The organism is Lacrimispora amygdalina, from assembly GCF_003432035.1.
Lineage (GTDB): Bacteria > Bacillota > Clostridia > Lachnospirales > Lachnospiraceae > Lacrimispora > Lacrimispora amygdalina.
On sequence record NZ_QOHO01000031.1, the window covers coordinates 101284 to 119021 of the forward strand.

Annotated in this window: 19 protein-coding genes and 1 pseudogene; 11 read left to right on the top strand and 9 right to left on the bottom strand. The window is 34.7% G+C overall.

What is annotated here, in order from left to right; translation table 11 throughout:
- Positions 1–23 precede the first annotated feature (23 nt).
- A complete protein-coding gene (locus DS742_RS11880) occupies positions 24–866 on the top strand; it encodes an NlpC/P60 family protein (RefSeq protein WP_117417224.1) in 843 nt (280 codons plus the stop codon).
- A gap of 330 nt (positions 867–1196) precedes the next feature.
- Here the strand turns inward: DS742_RS11880 and DS742_RS11885 are convergent, their stop codons facing one another.
- From DS742_RS11885 to DS742_RS11910, 6 genes are all read right to left on the bottom strand, one after another.
- On the bottom strand, positions 1197–2402 hold the full coding sequence (locus DS742_RS11885) for a tyrosine-type recombinase/integrase (RefSeq protein ID WP_117417225.1): 1206 nt from the start codon (positions 2400–2402) through the stop codon (positions 1197–1199).
- 28 nt (positions 2403–2430) lie between these two features.
- Positions 2431–3438 carry a P-loop NTPase family protein gene (locus DS742_RS11890; protein WP_117417226.1) on the bottom strand — a complete coding sequence of 336 codons (1008 nt, stop codon included), beginning with the start codon at positions 3436–3438 and terminating at the stop codon, positions 2431–2433.
- Between the two features lie 470 nt (positions 3439–3908).
- A complete protein-coding gene (locus DS742_RS11895; protein ID WP_117417227.1) occupies positions 3909–4637 on the bottom strand; it encodes a helicase HerA domain-containing protein in 729 nt (242 codons plus the stop codon).
- Positions 4637–5287, bottom strand: a complete 651-nt coding sequence (locus DS742_RS11900) for a hypothetical protein (RefSeq protein WP_117417228.1) — start codon at positions 5285–5287, stop codon at positions 4637–4639. The genes DS742_RS11895 and DS742_RS11900 overlap by 1 nt, the downstream gene beginning before the upstream one ends.
- A gap of 61 nt (positions 5288–5348) precedes the next feature.
- A complete protein-coding gene (locus DS742_RS11905; RefSeq protein ID WP_117417229.1) occupies positions 5349–5717 on the bottom strand; it encodes a hypothetical protein in 369 nt (122 codons plus the stop codon).
- 115 nt (positions 5718–5832) lie between these two features.
- Positions 5833–6258 (bottom strand): helix-turn-helix domain-containing protein, encoded by a 426-nt coding sequence (locus DS742_RS11910; RefSeq protein WP_117417230.1) that lies wholly within the window; start codon positions 6256–6258, stop codon positions 5833–5835.
- Positions 6259–6449: 191 nt separating this feature from the next.
- On the opposite strand from DS742_RS11910, the gene DS742_RS11915 reads away from it, so the two are divergent.
- Positions 6450–6869, top strand: a complete 420-nt coding sequence (locus tag DS742_RS11915) for a hypothetical protein (RefSeq protein ID WP_117417231.1) — start codon at positions 6450–6452, stop codon at positions 6867–6869.
- 393 nt (positions 6870–7262) lie between these two features.
- Here DS742_RS11915 and DS742_RS11925 read toward each other — a convergent pair whose 3' ends face one another.
- Positions 7263–7487, bottom strand: coding sequence for a helix-turn-helix domain-containing protein (locus DS742_RS11925; RefSeq protein WP_170313440.1), 225 nt, complete (start codon positions 7485–7487; stop codon positions 7263–7265).
- A 72-nt stretch (positions 7488–7559) separates the two neighbouring features.
- Between DS742_RS11925 and DS742_RS11930 the strand changes: the two genes are divergently transcribed.
- Positions 7560–7901, top strand: a complete 342-nt coding sequence (locus DS742_RS11930; RefSeq protein WP_117417233.1) for a hypothetical protein — start codon at positions 7560–7562, stop codon at positions 7899–7901.
- Between the two features lie 37 nt (positions 7902–7938).
- On the opposite strand, the gene DS742_RS11935 is transcribed toward DS742_RS11930, so the two are convergent.
- Positions 7939–8157, bottom strand: coding sequence for a helix-turn-helix domain-containing protein (locus DS742_RS11935; RefSeq protein WP_117417234.1), 219 nt, complete (start codon positions 8155–8157; stop codon positions 7939–7941).
- A gap of 449 nt (positions 8158–8606) precedes the next feature.
- Here DS742_RS11935 and DS742_RS11940 point away from each other — a divergent pair, with 449 nt between their 5' ends.
- From DS742_RS11940 to DS742_RS11975, 8 genes are all read left to right on the top strand, one after another.
- Positions 8607–9509, top strand: a complete 903-nt coding sequence (locus tag DS742_RS11940; RefSeq protein ID WP_117417235.1) for a hypothetical protein — start codon at positions 8607–8609, stop codon at positions 9507–9509.
- Positions 9510–9962: 453 nt separating this feature from the next.
- Positions 9963–10625 (top strand): hypothetical protein, encoded by a 663-nt coding sequence (locus tag DS742_RS11945; RefSeq protein ID WP_117417236.1) that lies wholly within the window; start codon positions 9963–9965, stop codon positions 10623–10625.
- A gap of 11 nt (positions 10626–10636) precedes the next feature.
- Complete coding sequence (locus DS742_RS11950; RefSeq protein ID WP_117417237.1) at positions 10637–11581, top strand: PD-(D/E)XK nuclease domain-containing protein; 945 nt, start codon at positions 10637–10639, stop codon at positions 11579–11581.
- A 1-nt stretch (position 11582) separates the two neighbouring features.
- On the top strand, positions 11583–12650 hold the full coding sequence (locus DS742_RS11955; protein WP_117417238.1) for a hypothetical protein: 1068 nt from the start codon (positions 11583–11585) through the stop codon (positions 12648–12650).
- A 259-nt stretch (positions 12651–12909) separates the two neighbouring features.
- Positions 12910–14886, top strand: a complete 1977-nt coding sequence (locus DS742_RS11960) for an AIPR family protein (protein WP_117417239.1) — start codon at positions 12910–12912, stop codon at positions 14884–14886.
- 620 nt (positions 14887–15506) lie between these two features.
- Positions 15507–15863 carry a hypothetical protein gene (locus DS742_RS11965; RefSeq protein WP_117417240.1) on the top strand — a complete coding sequence of 119 codons (357 nt, stop codon included), beginning with the start codon at positions 15507–15509 and terminating at the stop codon, positions 15861–15863.
- A gap of 367 nt (positions 15864–16230) precedes the next feature.
- Positions 16231–16827, top strand: coding sequence for a cytidylate kinase-like family protein (locus DS742_RS11970; protein ID WP_117417246.1), 597 nt, complete (start codon positions 16231–16233; stop codon positions 16825–16827).
- 24 nt (positions 16828–16851) lie between these two features.
- Positions 16852–17463: a L,D-transpeptidase family protein gene (locus tag DS742_RS11975; RefSeq protein WP_242996456.1), complete on the top strand. Its 612-nt coding sequence runs from the start codon at positions 16852–16854 to the stop codon at positions 17461–17463.
- Between the two features lie 98 nt (positions 17464–17561).
- Here the strand turns inward: DS742_RS11975 and DS742_RS30010 are convergent.
- Positions 17562–17702 (bottom strand): annotated as a pseudogene (locus DS742_RS30010) (IS3 family transposase); the annotation flags it as partial.
- Positions 17703–17738 lie beyond the last annotated feature (36 nt).

The following is a 17738-nucleotide window of genomic DNA, read 5'->3' on the forward strand; positions in this document are numbered from 1 at the left end:
CTTTTTCGATTGGAGGAATATAAATGAGTGCAACACAGAAAAGACAGGCGGTATGTGACAAATACAGTATCATAATCGGGCGCAATATCTACAATCAGGATTTACGCGATTACTGCTATAAGCCATACAAAGACGGTAAATATTACAGCGATTGCAGCAGCTCTATATGCTACGCATACAAAGAGGCAGGGGAAGGATTTGGAATCCTAAATACAGCGGGGATTTTCACTTCATATAAACTCACAACGGTTGATATCAACATAACAGAGGGCATACCGGATATTTCAAAACTGCGCCCAGGGGATATGTTAGAATTTGCTGGAAGTGATGCAAGCAGACCATTAAAGATCGGTCATGTTGAAATGTACTGCGGTAATGGCATTATATGCGGGCATGGCAGCGGGAACCCGTCTTATAAGGATCTTGTGGCGTACTGCAAGAGCAGATACAACTCATGGGCTACTGGCGGTTGGCGCAAGGGGATTGTGTGCGTACGCAGATACATACAGGACGATGCAGCAGTACAACCTGAACCAGAAAAGCAGTCAGGCTGGAAACAGGAAACAGACGGATATAAATTTTATTTAGGGAACACCGGAGAGCCAGTATGTAATAGCTGGTATCTTGATACAGATGGAAAGTGGTACTGGTTTAATGCTGCCGGAATCATGGTGAAAAATGTATGGTATCAGTATAAGGGTGACTGGTACTATTTGGGACCGGACGGAGCAATGTGCAAATCTCAGCTTGTAGAAAACTCAGGTAAAATATACGCCGTGGATAACAATGGTAAGATGGTTACAGGTGAAGTATTGCTTACGACATTAAGTGACGGAGCATTACAGTACACAGGATTAGCAGCATAAACAGAAAGAGGGTGAGCCGCATAATTGGGCTTACCCTCTTTTTTAGCGTTCGGATTGCCGAACGATTGAATAAAAACACTTAAAGTTTTTCTTAAAGTGATTAAAGTGACAAGGTGGTATTTGATAAAATGATAATTGCAAAAATGCAGTATTTACGGGCATAAAGTGACTATGATATAATGCATATAATAAGGAAATAACCTTGCCAAGGTCGGGGTCGCGGGTTCGAGTCCCGTCTCGCGCTCTAATGTTTAGTAGCGGAAACCTAGATTTTATCAGGGTTTCCGCTATTTTTGAGTGTCTATCAGCCTGTAGACAGTTGTAGACAGCTTACAAAGCCTTTGATATGAGGTCATATGTTTCTTTTTCGGTTAGGGGATTGTAGATATATCCGAGAGTGGTATTCAAGTTGCTATGTCCCAGTAATTCACGGATACAGTCCAGAGGGACACCGTTTGCATTTAGGTTGCTTGCAAATGTTTTTCTCATCTTATGGGTGGACTTTGTGAAAAGGCCCTGACGCTCTGCATACTTTTCCAGTACATAGGCAATCTGCCTTGATGTAATCCGGTTTCCATTTCTCATAAAAATAAAATTGCCCTGAGGGCCAATCCTTTTCAGTATGTCCATTGCCTTTGGTACGAGTACAACGAACCGATCCCAGTTTGTTTTGGTATGCTCTACAACCTCATAATGGTTTGTAGTTTGATTTCTGACTTCCTCACGAACAATATGTAAATGGTTTTCGCTATAATCATCCCACTTCAAGGCCACCAACTCCCCCACTCGTAAACCAAGAAAAAAGTTTAATTTGACAGCCAGATATGCGGTATCTTGCGTTTCGGTATACATACGGTCAAGATAGAGGTTTAGTTCTTTTAATTCATCGGAATTATAAGTTTCTGTTTTTCCTGTTTTTTTTACCACTTGCTTGAACTTTACTAAAATCTGCACCTTATCCATCGGGTTACACGTCAGATATTTCTTTCTAAGAGCGTATTCAAGCATACCGTTTAAGATGGTCTTTACATTTGTCCATTCTTTACGGGAAATATTAAATTCCCGGATTATTCGGTTACATTCTTTTTCCAGCAATAGCTCATCAATCTTTATAACCTTGTGATTATGTAAAATTGATGGTTCAAAGTATTTTCGGTAATGCTGCTCATGCCGTCTAATGGTGTTAGGGCTGTTTGTGACTGATTTTTTATAAGCCAGCCATTCCTCATAGAGTTCATGAAAGGTCAGTTTGTCAATGTGTGAATCGGAAAAATAAATGGAAATCAGCTTATCCAGTAACTTTTCCTCTGTGGGTGCTTTGATATTAATACGCTTTCCGCCTTTGTCCCTATAGCAGGTCTGCCACCGTCCTTTCTCATGAGATGGAGCAGTAATTGCATAGGTATGTAATTTTTCAACCTGTTCTCTTTTGGTAGCCATAATCGTTTCAAGCACACTGTCTGCAATTATAGTACCATTTTCAAGAGCTTCTTTCAATAAGGAAAGTTTCATACCTTCTAAAATTTCTTTGCTCATACTACTCCGTTTTCAGTTCCTTAAAATTTTATCTTTCAAAAGGGGTTAATGCTCTGGTAATCGGCATAAAGTCATTGCTGTAGTTTAAAAAATCATCAACGCTGTCATAGGTAATCACTTCATCTTTAGAAACATAATGCTTCACCTTATGAATTCTGCGAAGAAAGGCGTGCCAGCTTTCTTTATCTGTAACCTGACGCTCTGCATATTGCTTTTCTAAATCCCAATTCGTTACAATAAAGACACGGTTAAAGCATGCGTATTTATTACTATAACGGGCTGGTAAAGTGGCGGGATATATATCAAGATAGTTCAGCATTTCAGAAAGGGTAAGGCTTGATCTGAATTCTTCGAACACAAGAACAGGTTCACAGGAATAATGGTCAAAGGGATGGTTATAGTCTGTCACCCTATAAACGTTTGAATCTTCAAATTCATCTAATATCCCTCTTGATTTCCCGGTTCCTGTGGCCCCGAAAACATAAGTGACCTCTAAATCCAGTCTGCGCTCTCCTTTAAACTTATCCTGTAAATAAGTGGTTCTTATCTTATCCAGTTTATCAATCTGCATGATGTAATCCTGATTAAGGCGAATGATTTCCGCATTGGAAAGTCCTTCGTCTACGATCATATGATATAAGTTTTCTAAGTTCTTATCTTTACCGAGGTTTTCGGGGGGCTTTTCTCCGAACTCTTCAAAGGTTCCGGGAATGGAAGTCTCCGCCTTATCTGTCTCCGCCCATTTTCCTGCTTTCTTTAAGTAATCAGTATTCTGTTCGATTGAACCGACCACAGCTTCTATATGAGCGGTGGGAAAGTGCTTCTTTATCGTGGAGAACCTTACAGGGGAGCGGAAACATATAAAAACATGCGTATGTGTTGTTCTCCTTTCCCCGATTTCATCAGACATGGCTCCATATTCAAAGGATTTGAAGCGTATTACCAAAAGCTCCTTGATTTTATCATGGGTGAAGCCATTATCAGCAGGATTGTTAATGGTTAGCTGATATTTACGGGATTGCTTGTCTTTTGCCATTATTGAAAGATCCTTTCTAATAAAATAATCTATGTAAAAATAAGCGCTTATTGATTAGTTATAAAGGGTATGTCTGTAGAAACAAACACCGTTCTCCTATTGGTATTATCAGTATAATGCAAAATTTGTAAAAGCTGGTTCGTTGTTGGAACAGACGTGTGACAAATTAGAAAATTTGAAAAATACCTTTAAGTTAATTGGAGTTCCCATTATTTTGTATTGCAAAATAAATGAAATATTATTGCTATTTTCAAATTTATAGTGGGTTGCGATAGATGCGATTATGTCTTGTAACAAATGGAAAGGGCGGGAAATCCCATATTATAAGAGGGTTTCTTATGTCCCTTTTTATGCTATCTGTTCCAACGGGTAATACTTTCCGTTGGAAGTTCGCCTTACGGCTCACGGTCAAACACCGCAGGAATGGGTCTTTTGGCTTTGCCACGTCCCACCCCTGCGGTGTTTGACTGTTAGGTATTATATTCTACCGCCCTCTTGATGTAAAAGTCTATTTTCTTTATATTAGTGGCAGTAGGAACCACAATCTTCCGAAAGTCTGTTCCATTGCTAAGAACATATCCGGATCCCATTCCCCTGTCATTCTTAATCTCTTCCCGGAAGTCGTTGAAAAACATTCCGATTACCTCTTTACTGGGATTACCTAAGGTAATAATCGTGTTAAAATTATCACGAACTTTTGGGAAATCTTCTGCTGACAGCCTCTGTTGTGCCAGAAGAACGTGATAGTTGAAGCTTCTTCCCATCATAAGAATGATAGATAGCTTCTTCCGGTATTCTTCCGCTTGTTTCTTGTCTAAATAATTGAGGAATGAACCCCATTCATCAAACATCAAAAGATGAAGGTTTCGGCTGAAATCAGGTCCGGCCTGCCGATGGAGAAAGCTATCATAAAAGGAATCAAATCCGGCCATACATGATTCAAACCGATAATATCGTCCACAATTTTTAAGGAAGGTGAAATCATCTCCCTTAAAGTCGCACAGGGTAATTTCGGAAGTTGGCAAATACAGCCCGATTCTGGCTAAAATCTCCTTGACCAGATAGGTTTTACCCATGCCAGTGACACCTTGTATTGCCATATGTGGATTACTGGTAATATCCCAGTGAATATAAATGGAATGCTGGAGTTTCAGCATGTCCTCATCATAGACCAATGGAATTATCTGCTTATCCATCATTAAAAATCCTTATCCTTTCGATTCCCCGGCTCCTTGGGGCCAGCCTGCTGAAACCTCTTCTGTGTATCTATCATGGCCCAGTTAAAAGCGTTCTCTGAAGTGACGGGCAAGAGAAAGAACTTCAGGAATTGGGAATTTCTCTGGTCAATACTTATCAGGTACAGCCAGAGCCCCTCCTGATTAAAGCGTGTTTGAATCGCTAATTCTAGGTCGGATAGTTCCATTGTGACTGGGAACTTTCGTTCAACCGAGTATATTAGTGCGGGTTCGGCTAGGTTGGTTATCACAGTGCATTTCTCGTAAGAATAAATGGAATTTATGGTTGTGGGATTGATACCCAAAGAAACTTTGTATTCCCTCAATATTGGAAGAAAAACTCTTGCGGTTTCCTCGTAAAGATTTATGAGTGACACCATTCCTTCCGGTTGGGTCTGAATCTGCTGTTCTTTATGGGCAGGAATATGATCGCTGGCAAGGGCCCAGACAAGCAAAGCAGTCACAGCTACGATAGGAAGAACTTTTTCAATAAAAAAATAAATCAGTATTCCTATGATAATAGTGGTAAGAATTATGAAAACTCCTATAATTACTTTTTCCTTTAATGTATGATCATTCCAGTAATCCATAATTTTGTTAACATATTTTTTCATTGATTTTTTCCCATTAGGTGTGGTGGCCTGTTTCTAAAAAACAAACCACCTGATTTTGTAGTTAAGCAAATAAGTCCTGTTCTTCATCAATAATAACGATAGAATCAGCAGAAGCTGTCAGTAAGTATTCGTTTGTCTTATAATTTCGATAAAATCGAGCTTTGAAGCCTTTGAATGTACAGCGGACAGCACTAACGCTCTGTATGTCTTCCAAACTTATGGCAGGTTTTAAATCACCAAGTATTTTAACAAAAAGCTTGTCGAAATTATTGCTATCAAGGACAATCTCATATGCGTGACCGGTTATTTTTTCCGTTTTCTGTTTGCTTTCTTTGTCGTACTCAAAAATGGGTGCGTATCCAATCATCAGGGCCGAATCGGTTCCATTGGTTAATAATGGAAAGGTTATGTTTAAATTTTCTGGTTTCATCAGTTCTCACCTCCTTTTGTTCAGGTTATAAAAGAATGATATAATGAAATACCAACTTATAGGTAAGCAGCTGTCACATGGCTGTGACAAGTAGATATTTGTCACAGCCTGTTAATTAAATTATTTTTTCAACTGGCCTTAATACGTTAAATAAGTCTCTTGCTAAGTCGTATTGCAATTTAGGGTGATATGTACCAAAAGTACCTTTCTTCCATTCTTTAGCAAGATCCAATATTGATTCCGATATAGCTTTGAAATTACTTTCTTCTATTGACAATGTTTTCTTAATTTCTTCAGAGTTTCTTTTTTGACAGTCTGTCTGCCCGTAAAGATATTGAAAGGAAACTTTGAAATATTCAGATATAACTAAGACTTGTCCGGCTTTTAAGCTTCTTTCTCCCTTTTCTAATTTTGATATCTCCGTTCTACTTACGGAAAGTTCTCTTCCCAGTTCCTCTTGAGTCATTTTCTTATCTTCTCTTAATTTTTTCACTCTTTCACCTAATATTTTGTTAACGTTACCTTCGTTAATTATTGTCATGTCTGTTTATCACAGACAAGCGCTTGTCAAATTCCTTTCTTTTGTATTCAGGCCTGATACGTATATCATAGGCTATCTATGGACAAGAGGGGAGAGGATAAATCCTGAAGAAATCTCCCCCTAGAAATTCTGGATTTTTTTTGGTATATTAATTTAAAAAATTAAAACAATATTACGTAGGAGGAATTACCATGGATGCAAATATAATTAAGGAGAAAGCCAGTAGAAAATATGCTGGTTGTAATGAGATTCAAAAGAATATAACGCTTGATATAATGGAAAGGCTTATTCCAAAAGGCTCTATTGAAGCAACAACAGGGGAATTATATAAAGCCAGTATAAAATTACTTGAGGCTGGTTTAGGTAATAGAAAGAGTTCGCCAGTAACTTTAGTTTCTCAAAAAGAAGTGTATCTTGAAGAAAATAAACAAGATAAGACAGCAAATGTGGAGAGAGATTATCGAAGCAAAGATACGTTAAGTAAGTCACATAGAAATTTAAAAGAAGCTACAACGAATAAAATAGAAAAAGAAATGCAAAAAGAATTTTTTGGATTGATGGGTGTTGATGAAAGCCTTTCTAAATATGGGATAGGAAAGCGGAAAGGGTAACGGAAAGATTTCTGGATTATTTAAGCTGTAGCCAAATCGAGAAAATGGTAGAAGAAGTGGCAAATTTATTTGAAGTTGATATGTCAGAACTTATCATTAAAAAAAGATTAATTTATGTGCATGAAAGCAGTTCTTTTCAAGAATGTACCTTTGAATTATTATTTGATAAACTTAGAGAATCAGACCAGTATATTATATTGGATTTAGTAGAGAGTTTTTTGTTGGCGAAATACATAGTATAGAGATGATGCTACTATACAATGAGGTTTAGGTAATAACTTGTAAAAATAAATAACACATAAAACCATAAAAGAGCTTTGAAACGGCTTAGCGGATCAAAGCTTATTTTTTTATACTATATTTTTTCGTAATGACTGTTTTATAACAGTATTATCAATCTTTAACATATTCCATTATATCAGTCAGATCACAATCAAGAGCATGACACAATCTAGCTAATACAGATAAGTCTACTCGTTGAATTTCACCATTCATGTACGCTTTCAGTTGTGTCCTTTGCATTTCAGACCGACAGGCTAATTTATTGATACTTACATTTTCTTTTTCCATAACAGATTTTAATTTAATCTTAATATGTCCATAATCCAAGTCTTTCATGGTGATCTCCTTTTGAATCTATGTTAACAAGTATTGCCATATAGTATTAATGATTATTTAGAAGAACTCTCTATGATTCTGGATAATCTATCACAAAATGAAGCGCAAGCAGCAATAAAAGCGATTGAAGAAACCAAGCAAGCCAACTTAGTTATTGAACAGGAAAATTATGCTAAATGGTTTGATATTGCCATATTGCCAATATTACAAGATTTCAGTGAAATGACATCGTCGGTTTTAGAAGTAGAGAAACCTGGAAAAACACATATAGTTATAACCATAAAAAATGAGCAGGGTTTAGATATTACAGAGAATTGTAAAATGATGAAATATGCGCTGGCATTTGCAAATCATATCGGAATAGATAGCAATGGTGGCATGATGATTTTGATACTTATATTCGATTATTGGTAACTGGCTTAAATCCAGTGAAATCTAAAGTAAATTCATTTTATAAAATCTGGTCGGAATCAGAGGGGATATATCGGGCAATATCTTCTATATTGCAATTTAAGATCCTGCACAGGTCATTGATTGTTTTCATAGAGACAAATTTATTATGTTTCAGTCTGAACAAGGTGCTATCTGATAAATGATGTTTTTTTGTCAACGTATACCAAGTTTCACTGGATTTTTCCAAAGTCTCCCAAAATGGAGAATAGTCGATCATTGAGTTTCCCCCTTGTTTTATCTAAGCATATAGTTAATGTTAGTTGGAAAAATCATGCTTGCATATCTTCGTTAAAACGAATATACTAATAAGAAAGGGGGAACAAAATTATTTTATAGAATTAAATAGATAAAAAAGCAATAAAAGAATTAACTATGAGTAGGATCAACAAGAAATTTTAAACATCAAGTGATAATACAGACAATATCAAATTATGAGTAAGGTTAAGGTGTTTTTATGATCATTTTAGTTGTAATATTAGTTTTATTATTGATAGGTTTAATTATAAGCACAATTATAAATGGAATAGGTGGGCTTATAGATTTAATTTTAAGTCCCGCGAAATTGATGGCACTTATTGTTATAGTAATACTTATTATTGTAATATCAAAGTAAGATGGCTATTTATTTTTTTAAGATTCTAAAGAGAAAGGATAGAGAAAATAAAAATGAAAAGGATTATCAGGGCTTTTTTGATAACAATAGTTGCAATGGGCGTCACTATTTTAGGAAGCATGACAGCTTTTGCAGGCACATGGGGAACTGATTCAAAAGGGTGGTGGTATCAGAATGATGATGGAACTTATCTGGCAAATCAGTGGCTTAAGGATTTAGACGGTAAATGGTATCACTTTAATCAATATGGATATATGCAAAGTGGTTGGATTTTGGATAATAATAAATGGTATTACTTGGGGGGTGATGGAGCTATGTATACAAATACAACCACACCAGATGGTTATTCTGTAGGAACAGATGGGGCATGGAGTGACAAGGTTACACAGAATTACAAAATATTAGGAAAAGCGGTTCTTCAAATTGATAGCTTCAATTATAAAGATGGATATTATGAAGTAAAAGGAAAATTGTGTGATACTCGTTTTCCGGAAGATAAATTAGAACTGCACAGACCCCTGACAGCGTCAGAAGAAGCGATGGGAGCTCAAGTTGCATACAATAGCATTGAGTTTCTATCAAGGCTAGGTAAAAATGTACAAAAGGCTACTGCAAGAACTAGAGACATAGATGGAGACAGTTTTGATTTTGGGTATCAAGGGGAAGATGGCAATGGAGAGTTTTCATGGATTTCAATTAGTAATAATGGTGAAGCATTTGAAGATTGCGTAACTTGGAATGGGGAATTTATTAATGAGGTCGGCCAGGCTTATAGGTATATTTCAGATGTGAATTTTAAAATCAGTGCAAATGTAAATTTCAATTCAAATGATACATCGGTAAGGAGTATCAAGCAGTTTTTAAATTATTCAAAAGAAGGAGGGTGTAAAGCTTATATTGATTTTGATGAGAGTTCTATTAACTCAATAGAAGTTATTCCTTGGGAGTTTGGATAATAATATTAACCAAGGCTAGATTAAAAAAGTGCTTTTAATCTAGCCGTAATCAATCATGGGATACAGGCATTTTAACAACAAACTGTCAAGAGGTAAAATGTATTTTGCTATGCAAAACCTCTTGACAATTTGTATTCTTAACTTGTAGCTTATATGATAGGAGTAATATAAGCAATTGTTTGTGAACAGTACCGGGCATGCCATAAGTAAGGCCAGATAAAAGTATCATACTTTTAATCTGGCCTATTTTTAACAAATTTTAAATCTTATGATCTTATAAGATTATAATTATATATATAATTAAGATATTAAAATTTCAAGTGAAATCTTGGCTATATTCTGGATATTTATTTACAGGTGTGATAAAATTATTATACTATCAGGTATTAAGTGTGGTTATCGTAATAGATATTAGTAAAGTATAAAAATGATGCTTGGGAAGGGGTCCTTTGTATGATGAACATAATTTTATATTGCTTAGTTCAAAAGAATGAATATGGTTTAAAAAAATTAGTAGATGACTTAGAAAAGGTGACACAGGATGATACTCAAGGAATTCATATTCAAGAATATGATGATACATTTTTAAAAGCTACATATTGGCAAAGAAAGTGGAGAAAAGAGTATAGATATAATCTTGATAAAAAAGATTTTGAGTTTATTGAAGAAGAAGTTGTTAATACAGCAGATTTCGGAATACAAATTCCAGAAGGTAAGTTGCTTGTTTTTGGAAATAAGCTGATGGCACAAAAAATAATAACATTAATAGGAATAGCATCTAAAAATTCATATTCAATTACAGAATTTGTAATAAATATTGAAAACTTAGTTAAACGGATTTGTAAGGATAAAAATATAGAGTTAATAAAAATGAAATTGGTTGATATTACCTTAGATAAGGGGCTATTAGTAAATTGTGTTGTGAATTTATTGACGCAAGATAACCCAACGGAAATTGTAATGAGGTATATTAGCAATATTATAGTGATATCTTTTAAATTTGAAAAGATAGTAACTAATGTTACTGTTTATAAATCGGGTAAATTTTCAATTAGTAAGATTGATAGTGATGATAAAGATGAAATGATACAAAAAATTATTAAAATAACGTGTTAGGGGAGAGAATTATGGGCGAACAAGCAAATAAAATTGGTAAAAAGTTAGAAGGATTTGGAGAAAAACTTTTTACAGGGTTTGGGTGGACTGAGTTAGCCAGAGATACTGAAATACAATGTAATAGAAAGTATTACCATGGTAAACAGACACATGGATTAGATTTATTTATGAGATTTAGTAATCCGTATTTGGGAAATAAGCAAGGGATTATTATAGAGTGTAAAAATAGACAAATGAAATCTATTACACAAGCAGAAATCGATAAATGGCTAGCTGAACTGATTAATGCAATAGAATGTGCACAATCAGCCCCGGAATTGGAAAGTATTGATACTGAAGGTACAAATTTGAATACCGGATTATTGTTGATTCATGCTAATGATTCTTTTAATGCTGGTAATTTTAATAAGTATTTATGCAATTTGAAAGTATCAAGTAGAAGAAATCCTATTAATATCTTTATTGCGGGAAATGATGAGATAAATAGATGGAATTCATTGAGAGATAAAATAGAAAAAGATTATAGTAAAGAATTCCGCTTTATATATCCCAGTATTGAAGGTTCCAACATGGAATTAGGAACTTATATTACAGTTAATCAGTTATATTCAAAATACATATTTGCACAGGATGTAATATATGTGGAGAAAGATGAAGATGGAGTAAAATATCCTGTTCCAATGCTAAGGAAAATAATGATTTCATTTGATGATATTTCAATTGGAAATTTTAAATATATGTGGAGTATGTTTAAGGCATTTCAATTTCAGGACGCAAAAGAATTAGTATTTATTTTTTATCCGAGAAGAAGCGATGATGTAGAATTTGTTAAGGCGAATTTTATAAAAATACTATATCAAGCAAATCCTTCAATAACAGAAGAAATGGAGAAAAAAATTAAGATAGATTTTTTTGATAATAGAAATTTGTCACCAGTTGATGGAGGAGGAAGGTAAAATGGTAACGGAGTATATAGATTGTGTGGAATTTAAACGACTTATTGAAGACAAAAAATTAAAGCCTGCAACTTTGAAATACTATTTGCGTAGAAAGGGTATTATATTCACTGCGAGTAATGCAGAACAATTTGCGGAACAGGTATATACTATTTTTTTAGGCGCTGAAGAAATATCTGAAATTCGTGACATGATGAATAATGATACAAGTTATGAAAAATCACTAGTAATGAATTTGGTTTTAAAAGAGGAATCACAAGAAGATATTGTTGATATTTTACTAGATGAGATGAACAAACAAAAATCTATAAAGTCGCAGGACTATTTTATAGAAAACCCAGTAAGAACTCAAGATGGAGCATATGTTCAATTTTCTTATTCTAGAAAGTTACCAGGAAGAAATAAATTATTAGAACATGAAAAAAGATTTTTGAAATTAAACATCCGTAAAGTTTCAAAAAGTGAGGTTGTACTTGATATAAGGCAACAATCATCGATTGACTCTAAAAATGCGTTAGGTTTCATCAATAATCTTGTAAAAGCAGAAGATACAATTAATGTTAGACATATTAATTTAGAATTACTGTCAGGTAAAAATAAAGTTGAATTTTTTGATAGAATTGCTGCATATATTTTTGAATTATGGCAATTAAAAACAATAACAGGAATTACGGTTAGACAAGGGCTTAATGATGATGATGAAGATGAGGATGTGGTGATTGAAGAGAATGAAGATTCTTCTACTTTATCAGGTATAAGCCAAGCCGTATTGAATGGAAGTGGACTTAGATCTAATGAATTTGTACAAGAGTCACTTGATAAGGGATACTATATTTCTGCCATGCGCTATAGATATGAGCATAAGAAAGGTGATACCGAATTTGCAGTTATTCTAAGCTTTAAGAATCAAGATTTAAGAGTGGATATTGATAAAACATATTTTGAGGATGAAGGAAAATTTTTTGTACAACCACTAGTAAAGACAGCGCAAAATGATATAATCATTGCATTTCAAAATGTTGCATATCAAGCTTTTGGCACATTAATAGAGGAACAAATGAGAAATTAGTGTTGGAAATAATATTTTATATTTCTTATCAAACACTTAAAAACAAATTTTATATTATAAAAGCAGAATGTAAGGAGTTGGTTAAGAAAAAATAGTATGGATATCTTAATATCTGTATGATAAAATGATAATACTATTAGTTTAAAAGGGAAACTGTAGCATATTATTTGAAGGTTTCAACCTTTGCTTAGTAACGAATTGAGAATATGCATTAATCTTTGAAAAGAAATAAGTTATGTGAATTAGGGGGAGAAATATAATGAATCAGATTATTAAAGCTGCGTTAGAGACACATACATCTGAATATAGCATTGAAGACTGGGAAGAGAAAATAAGGTTTGAGCATTTTATAAATAGATGTGTTGTTAACAAATATTCGCTCGAAAGATTTGACCCAGTGGATATAATGACTGGTGACGGTGAAATTGGTCTTGATGGAATAGCGATACTTTTAAATGGACATATTGTAACTACATTAAGTGAAACCAAAGATTATTATGACAAAAACAGCAATATTGAAGTCACATTTGTTTTTATCCAAGCTAAACGTAGTGACAGTTTTGTTGGTGGAGAAATATCAACTTTCTTTAGGGGTATTAAACATTTTTTTGAACCAGAAGAAGAAAGACCAGCTACAAATGATAAGATTGAAGAACTTATAAGAGCCAAAGATTACATATTTACTGAGGCGGTCAATCAAGGGACAAAACCCATTTTTGAAGCATATTATGCATGTTGTGGAACGTGGAATACCGATAATAATTTGACAAATTGTGTCCAAACAGAGTGTAAGTATTTTGAGAATACCGCCGATTATCAAAAAGTGACTTTTGTTCCAGCCGATAGTGATAAAATTATTACGCTATACAAAGAATTACGGCGAAAGATTAGTAAAACTATAATGATGCAAAAAAAGATGCCATTCTATTCTATGAATGGAATTGTAGAAGCCTATTTTGGTTTGGTTAGTTGTAAAGACATTGTTCAACTTTTACAAGATGATAATGGTAATTTGTTTAGTAATATATTTGAAGATAATGTTCGAGATTTTCAAGGATATAATGCTGTTAATAATGAAATAAAAGCTACTGTTTTTAATAAAGATGCTCAAGAAAGATTTGCTGTCTTAAATAATGGAATTACAATTATTACAAAAGAAATTAAACCATCTGGGGATAACATAACTATTTTCGATTATCAAATTGTAAATGGTTGTCAAACAAGTAGAGTTCTATTTGATAATCGAACTAATTTGACAGATAATTCATATGTTTTAGTTCGAGTAGTTCAGGTAGCGGACGATGCTACATTAGAAGATATCGTATACACTACAAATCGGCAAACAGAAGTGAAATCCGAAGCATTTGCATCTTCTAAGAAGTTTCACAAAAAATTAGAAGAATACTATAAGTCAGTTGATATTGATACCAGATTATATTACGAAAGACGTTCTAAGCAATATGATAAAAGTGAGGGCATTAATAAAAATAAGGTAATTACATTAGCTACACAAATATTTTCGTATATTTCTTTTTTTCTAAACGAACCACAAAGTGCAAATAGTAGATACTATGGAGAAATTCTTAATACTTATAAAGATAAAATGTTTTCGGAAGAGAGTCTTTGTGAACCTTATTATATTTCTGCCTTTGCTCTTTATTTGGTTGATGATGCAATTCGTAGAGGTATTATAGATAAGCGCTGGAAAGATTATAAATATCATTTAATATATGCAATAAGAGTTTTATGCGTCGGAAATAAAATTTTTCGCTCAAATAGCAGAGAAATGAAAAGAAGTTGTGAAACTTTATATTTAAAATTGGCAGATCGTTCAGAATTCAAACAGCTATTAAAAACGGCTTGTTCGTGCTTTGACGAAGCAGTTAAGCAATTACCGCAAGTGGATAAATCACTAATTAAAAGAAGCAAAGTTGTAACAGATAGACTTACAGAGATAGTATCCAACTACTTAACAGATAAATCTAATATGATGTTCTTAGAAAGAGGCAATATAGTTCCTTGCATTGTTACTGCGATAAATGATTATAGCATCACTGTTGAATTACGTACAGACGATGAAAGAAACCGTGGCTCTATTCATATCTCACGCATAGCTAAAAGGTGGATTGAAGATATTTATAGTGAATTTAAAATTGGTGAGACAATACAGGCTAAAATATTAAATGACAATTACTTTGAAACATCGTATGGCTGGAAACTTACGACCATTTTTTAAGATAGATTTAACGTGGTTCACATTACAGCGATTAATAAATTAAAATTATTTATATTAAGAATATAAGGCTATTTTATTATGAGTCTTATAAACACTATTTATTTGATATAAAGCAAAAACTTTTAAGCAACCTGGATAAGGGGAAAGCATCTTGTCCAAGCATTTTTATTTTTGGAATAGATATAGTTTTTTCGAATATGTCAAGGGCAAGCGTTGTTATTGCGGACCTCTTGACATATCCTAACATAAAATTCGATAATTATACAAAGCTGTAGGCAAGCTGTAGACAAGCTGCAGACACTCGGTAGACAGTGTGCGTTCCTCCTTATTTTATATAGGTTTGCGGATGACGGTAATGTTCGAGTCCCGTCTCGCGCTTTTTGTTTGCAAGAGTTTCCGGTTTTCGGGAATTCTTTTTTTGTTTATATAAGTAATCTTAAATATCTAATTAACAATTCTGACAATATGATAATTATAAACTCCACTAATTGTTTAAGGTTTGTTTTTTGCTGATCCCTTTTTGATAAATAATTTAGTAAATACGTGAACTATTATTCATTTACTCAATATTATATATTAAAAGCAATTTAGCTAAAACATGAATAAGGAGTAATTATTAGATGGAATTAGATGTATTCGCCGATGATTTTCCAGAATTATATGAGATGTTAGATGAAACAGTTAGATCCACTATTGTGGCGAACAATATGAACGGAGAAGAGTCCCTCAGAGATTGGGATAATATGATTGATAATTTTGTCAGCAATTTCGATTATGAGGATTTTTATGGACAGGAGATAGGAGAGACATCATCTCAGCAGATACCATTTGGTGGTTTCGGAGGTTGGGATGGAAGAGATAGGGACAGAGACAGAGATTGGTACAGACGCCGGCGCCGGCGCTTTCGTGATTTTAATTTAAGAGATATTGTCAGACTTTTGTTTTTAAGACAATTGTTTGACCGGAACCGTTTCTAAACTCCGCCCTGAAGGCTGCTCATGATTTTAGTGATGCAGTTATAGTATAAAGGATTAGCAGCATAGCAAAAAAGGGTAGCTATATTGACACCTCAAGAGCTTACCCTTTTTTGTTAAGGAAAACTGCAGGTTCGAGTCCTGTATCGCGCTTTTTTACTTGTCGAAAGGTCATATAAAGGCTCTGATCTTTTTTTATTTGATGTATATAATATGGACTAAATATGGAAATAAGGTGTACATAGATTTCAGAATGTGATAAAATGCGGATGGATGTATAAAAGTAAGAAGACAGAATATTCTACATCAATAGTAGAAGTTTAAAGAGGAGCTAAGAGGATTGCCTGACGGAAGATAAGGAGGGTGTATGTTGAATCGTGTGATTACCATAAGCAGAGAGTTTGGAAGCGGCGGAAGAGAACTGGGCATGAGGCTGTCGGAAAAACTTGAGATTCCGTTTTACGACAAAGAATTAATTTCTTTAACTGCACAGGAGACTAATTTATCTGAAACAGAGTTTCTCAGCTATTATGAAAGTATTCCCGTAACGGAGCAATCATTGGAACCAACCATATATACTTCATTTTCTCCCCTGTATGAAGTCCCCATATCTGATCAGGTTTTTCTGGCCCAGTCCAGAGTGATTAAAAGTCTGGCTGAACAGGGGCCCTGTATTATTGTTGGAAGGTGTGCGGACCGGGTTCTTGAAGACAGCATCAATTTGTTTGTTTGTGCAGGAATTGAATATCGGATAGAGCGAATTACTTCTTTAAATAAAGATCTGGATCTGGAAATAATAGAGAATAAGATTCGGGAAACGGATCGGAAGCGAAAAGATTATTACCAGTATTATACAGGCTGTGAATGGGGAAAAGCTCAGAATTACCATCTTTGCCTGGACAGCGGCCTTGCGGGTATTGAAGCCTGTTATCAGGCTGTTCTGAGTTATTTAGCATATTGTAACTGATTATAGTTTTGAAGGAGCAGAATTGTGAGTATAAGGAATCGTAATAAAAATAGATTTTTTTTAGCAGCATTGATGGCAATTATGATTGCAGTATTGGCAGGGACAACCGGTTATGCCAAGGAGGAAGCGGGTCCGGGAGCGGATCTTAAGGCAGGTAATGCAGCTTCTGTGAATGGTGTTTCCATATACGTCAGCAAGCGAACCAAAACCCTGTCTCTCAAGCAGAATGGAATTTTAATCGGCGAGTATCCCGTTTCTATAGGTGCCTCATCATCGGATGGAAACAAAAAGGTGGAGGGGGATATGAGAACTCCCAGCGGTCAGTTTTACGTCTGTACCAGAAATGATAAAAGTGTGGCTTATCTGGCACTTGGACTTTCTTATCCCGGTGTAGAAGATGCTAAGCGGGGATTTGAAGAAGGAATTATTACACAGGAACAAAGAGACCAGATCATCAATGCGAATTTAACCGGACAGCAGCCGCCATGGGAAACTGCTCTTGGCGGAGCCATTGAGATCCATGGATGCAGAGTTCCGGATGGAACGACTCATGGATGCGTAGCGGTTGATAATACGGTGATGGACGTGCTGTGGAGCTACTGCAATCTGGGGGTTCCGGTCACAATAGGTCCATAAATAAAGTCCTCAAACACGGTATATGAACTGCTTCCCGTCAAGTAGACAATTAAAAAAATATAAATCTTTTCTGCCAGCAGGTCGCCTGCTGGCATTTTTTATGCTGCTTGTAAATACATTTGGTGCTTCTCCATCGGAGTCAACACACCTAAATTTCGCTGTAATCTTTTATTGTTATAATACCTAATGTAATTCTCTATCATTTCAACAATAGCATCTCTATTGGTAAATCTTTTGCCATAATAACGTTCTCATTTTATGATTCCCCAAAATCC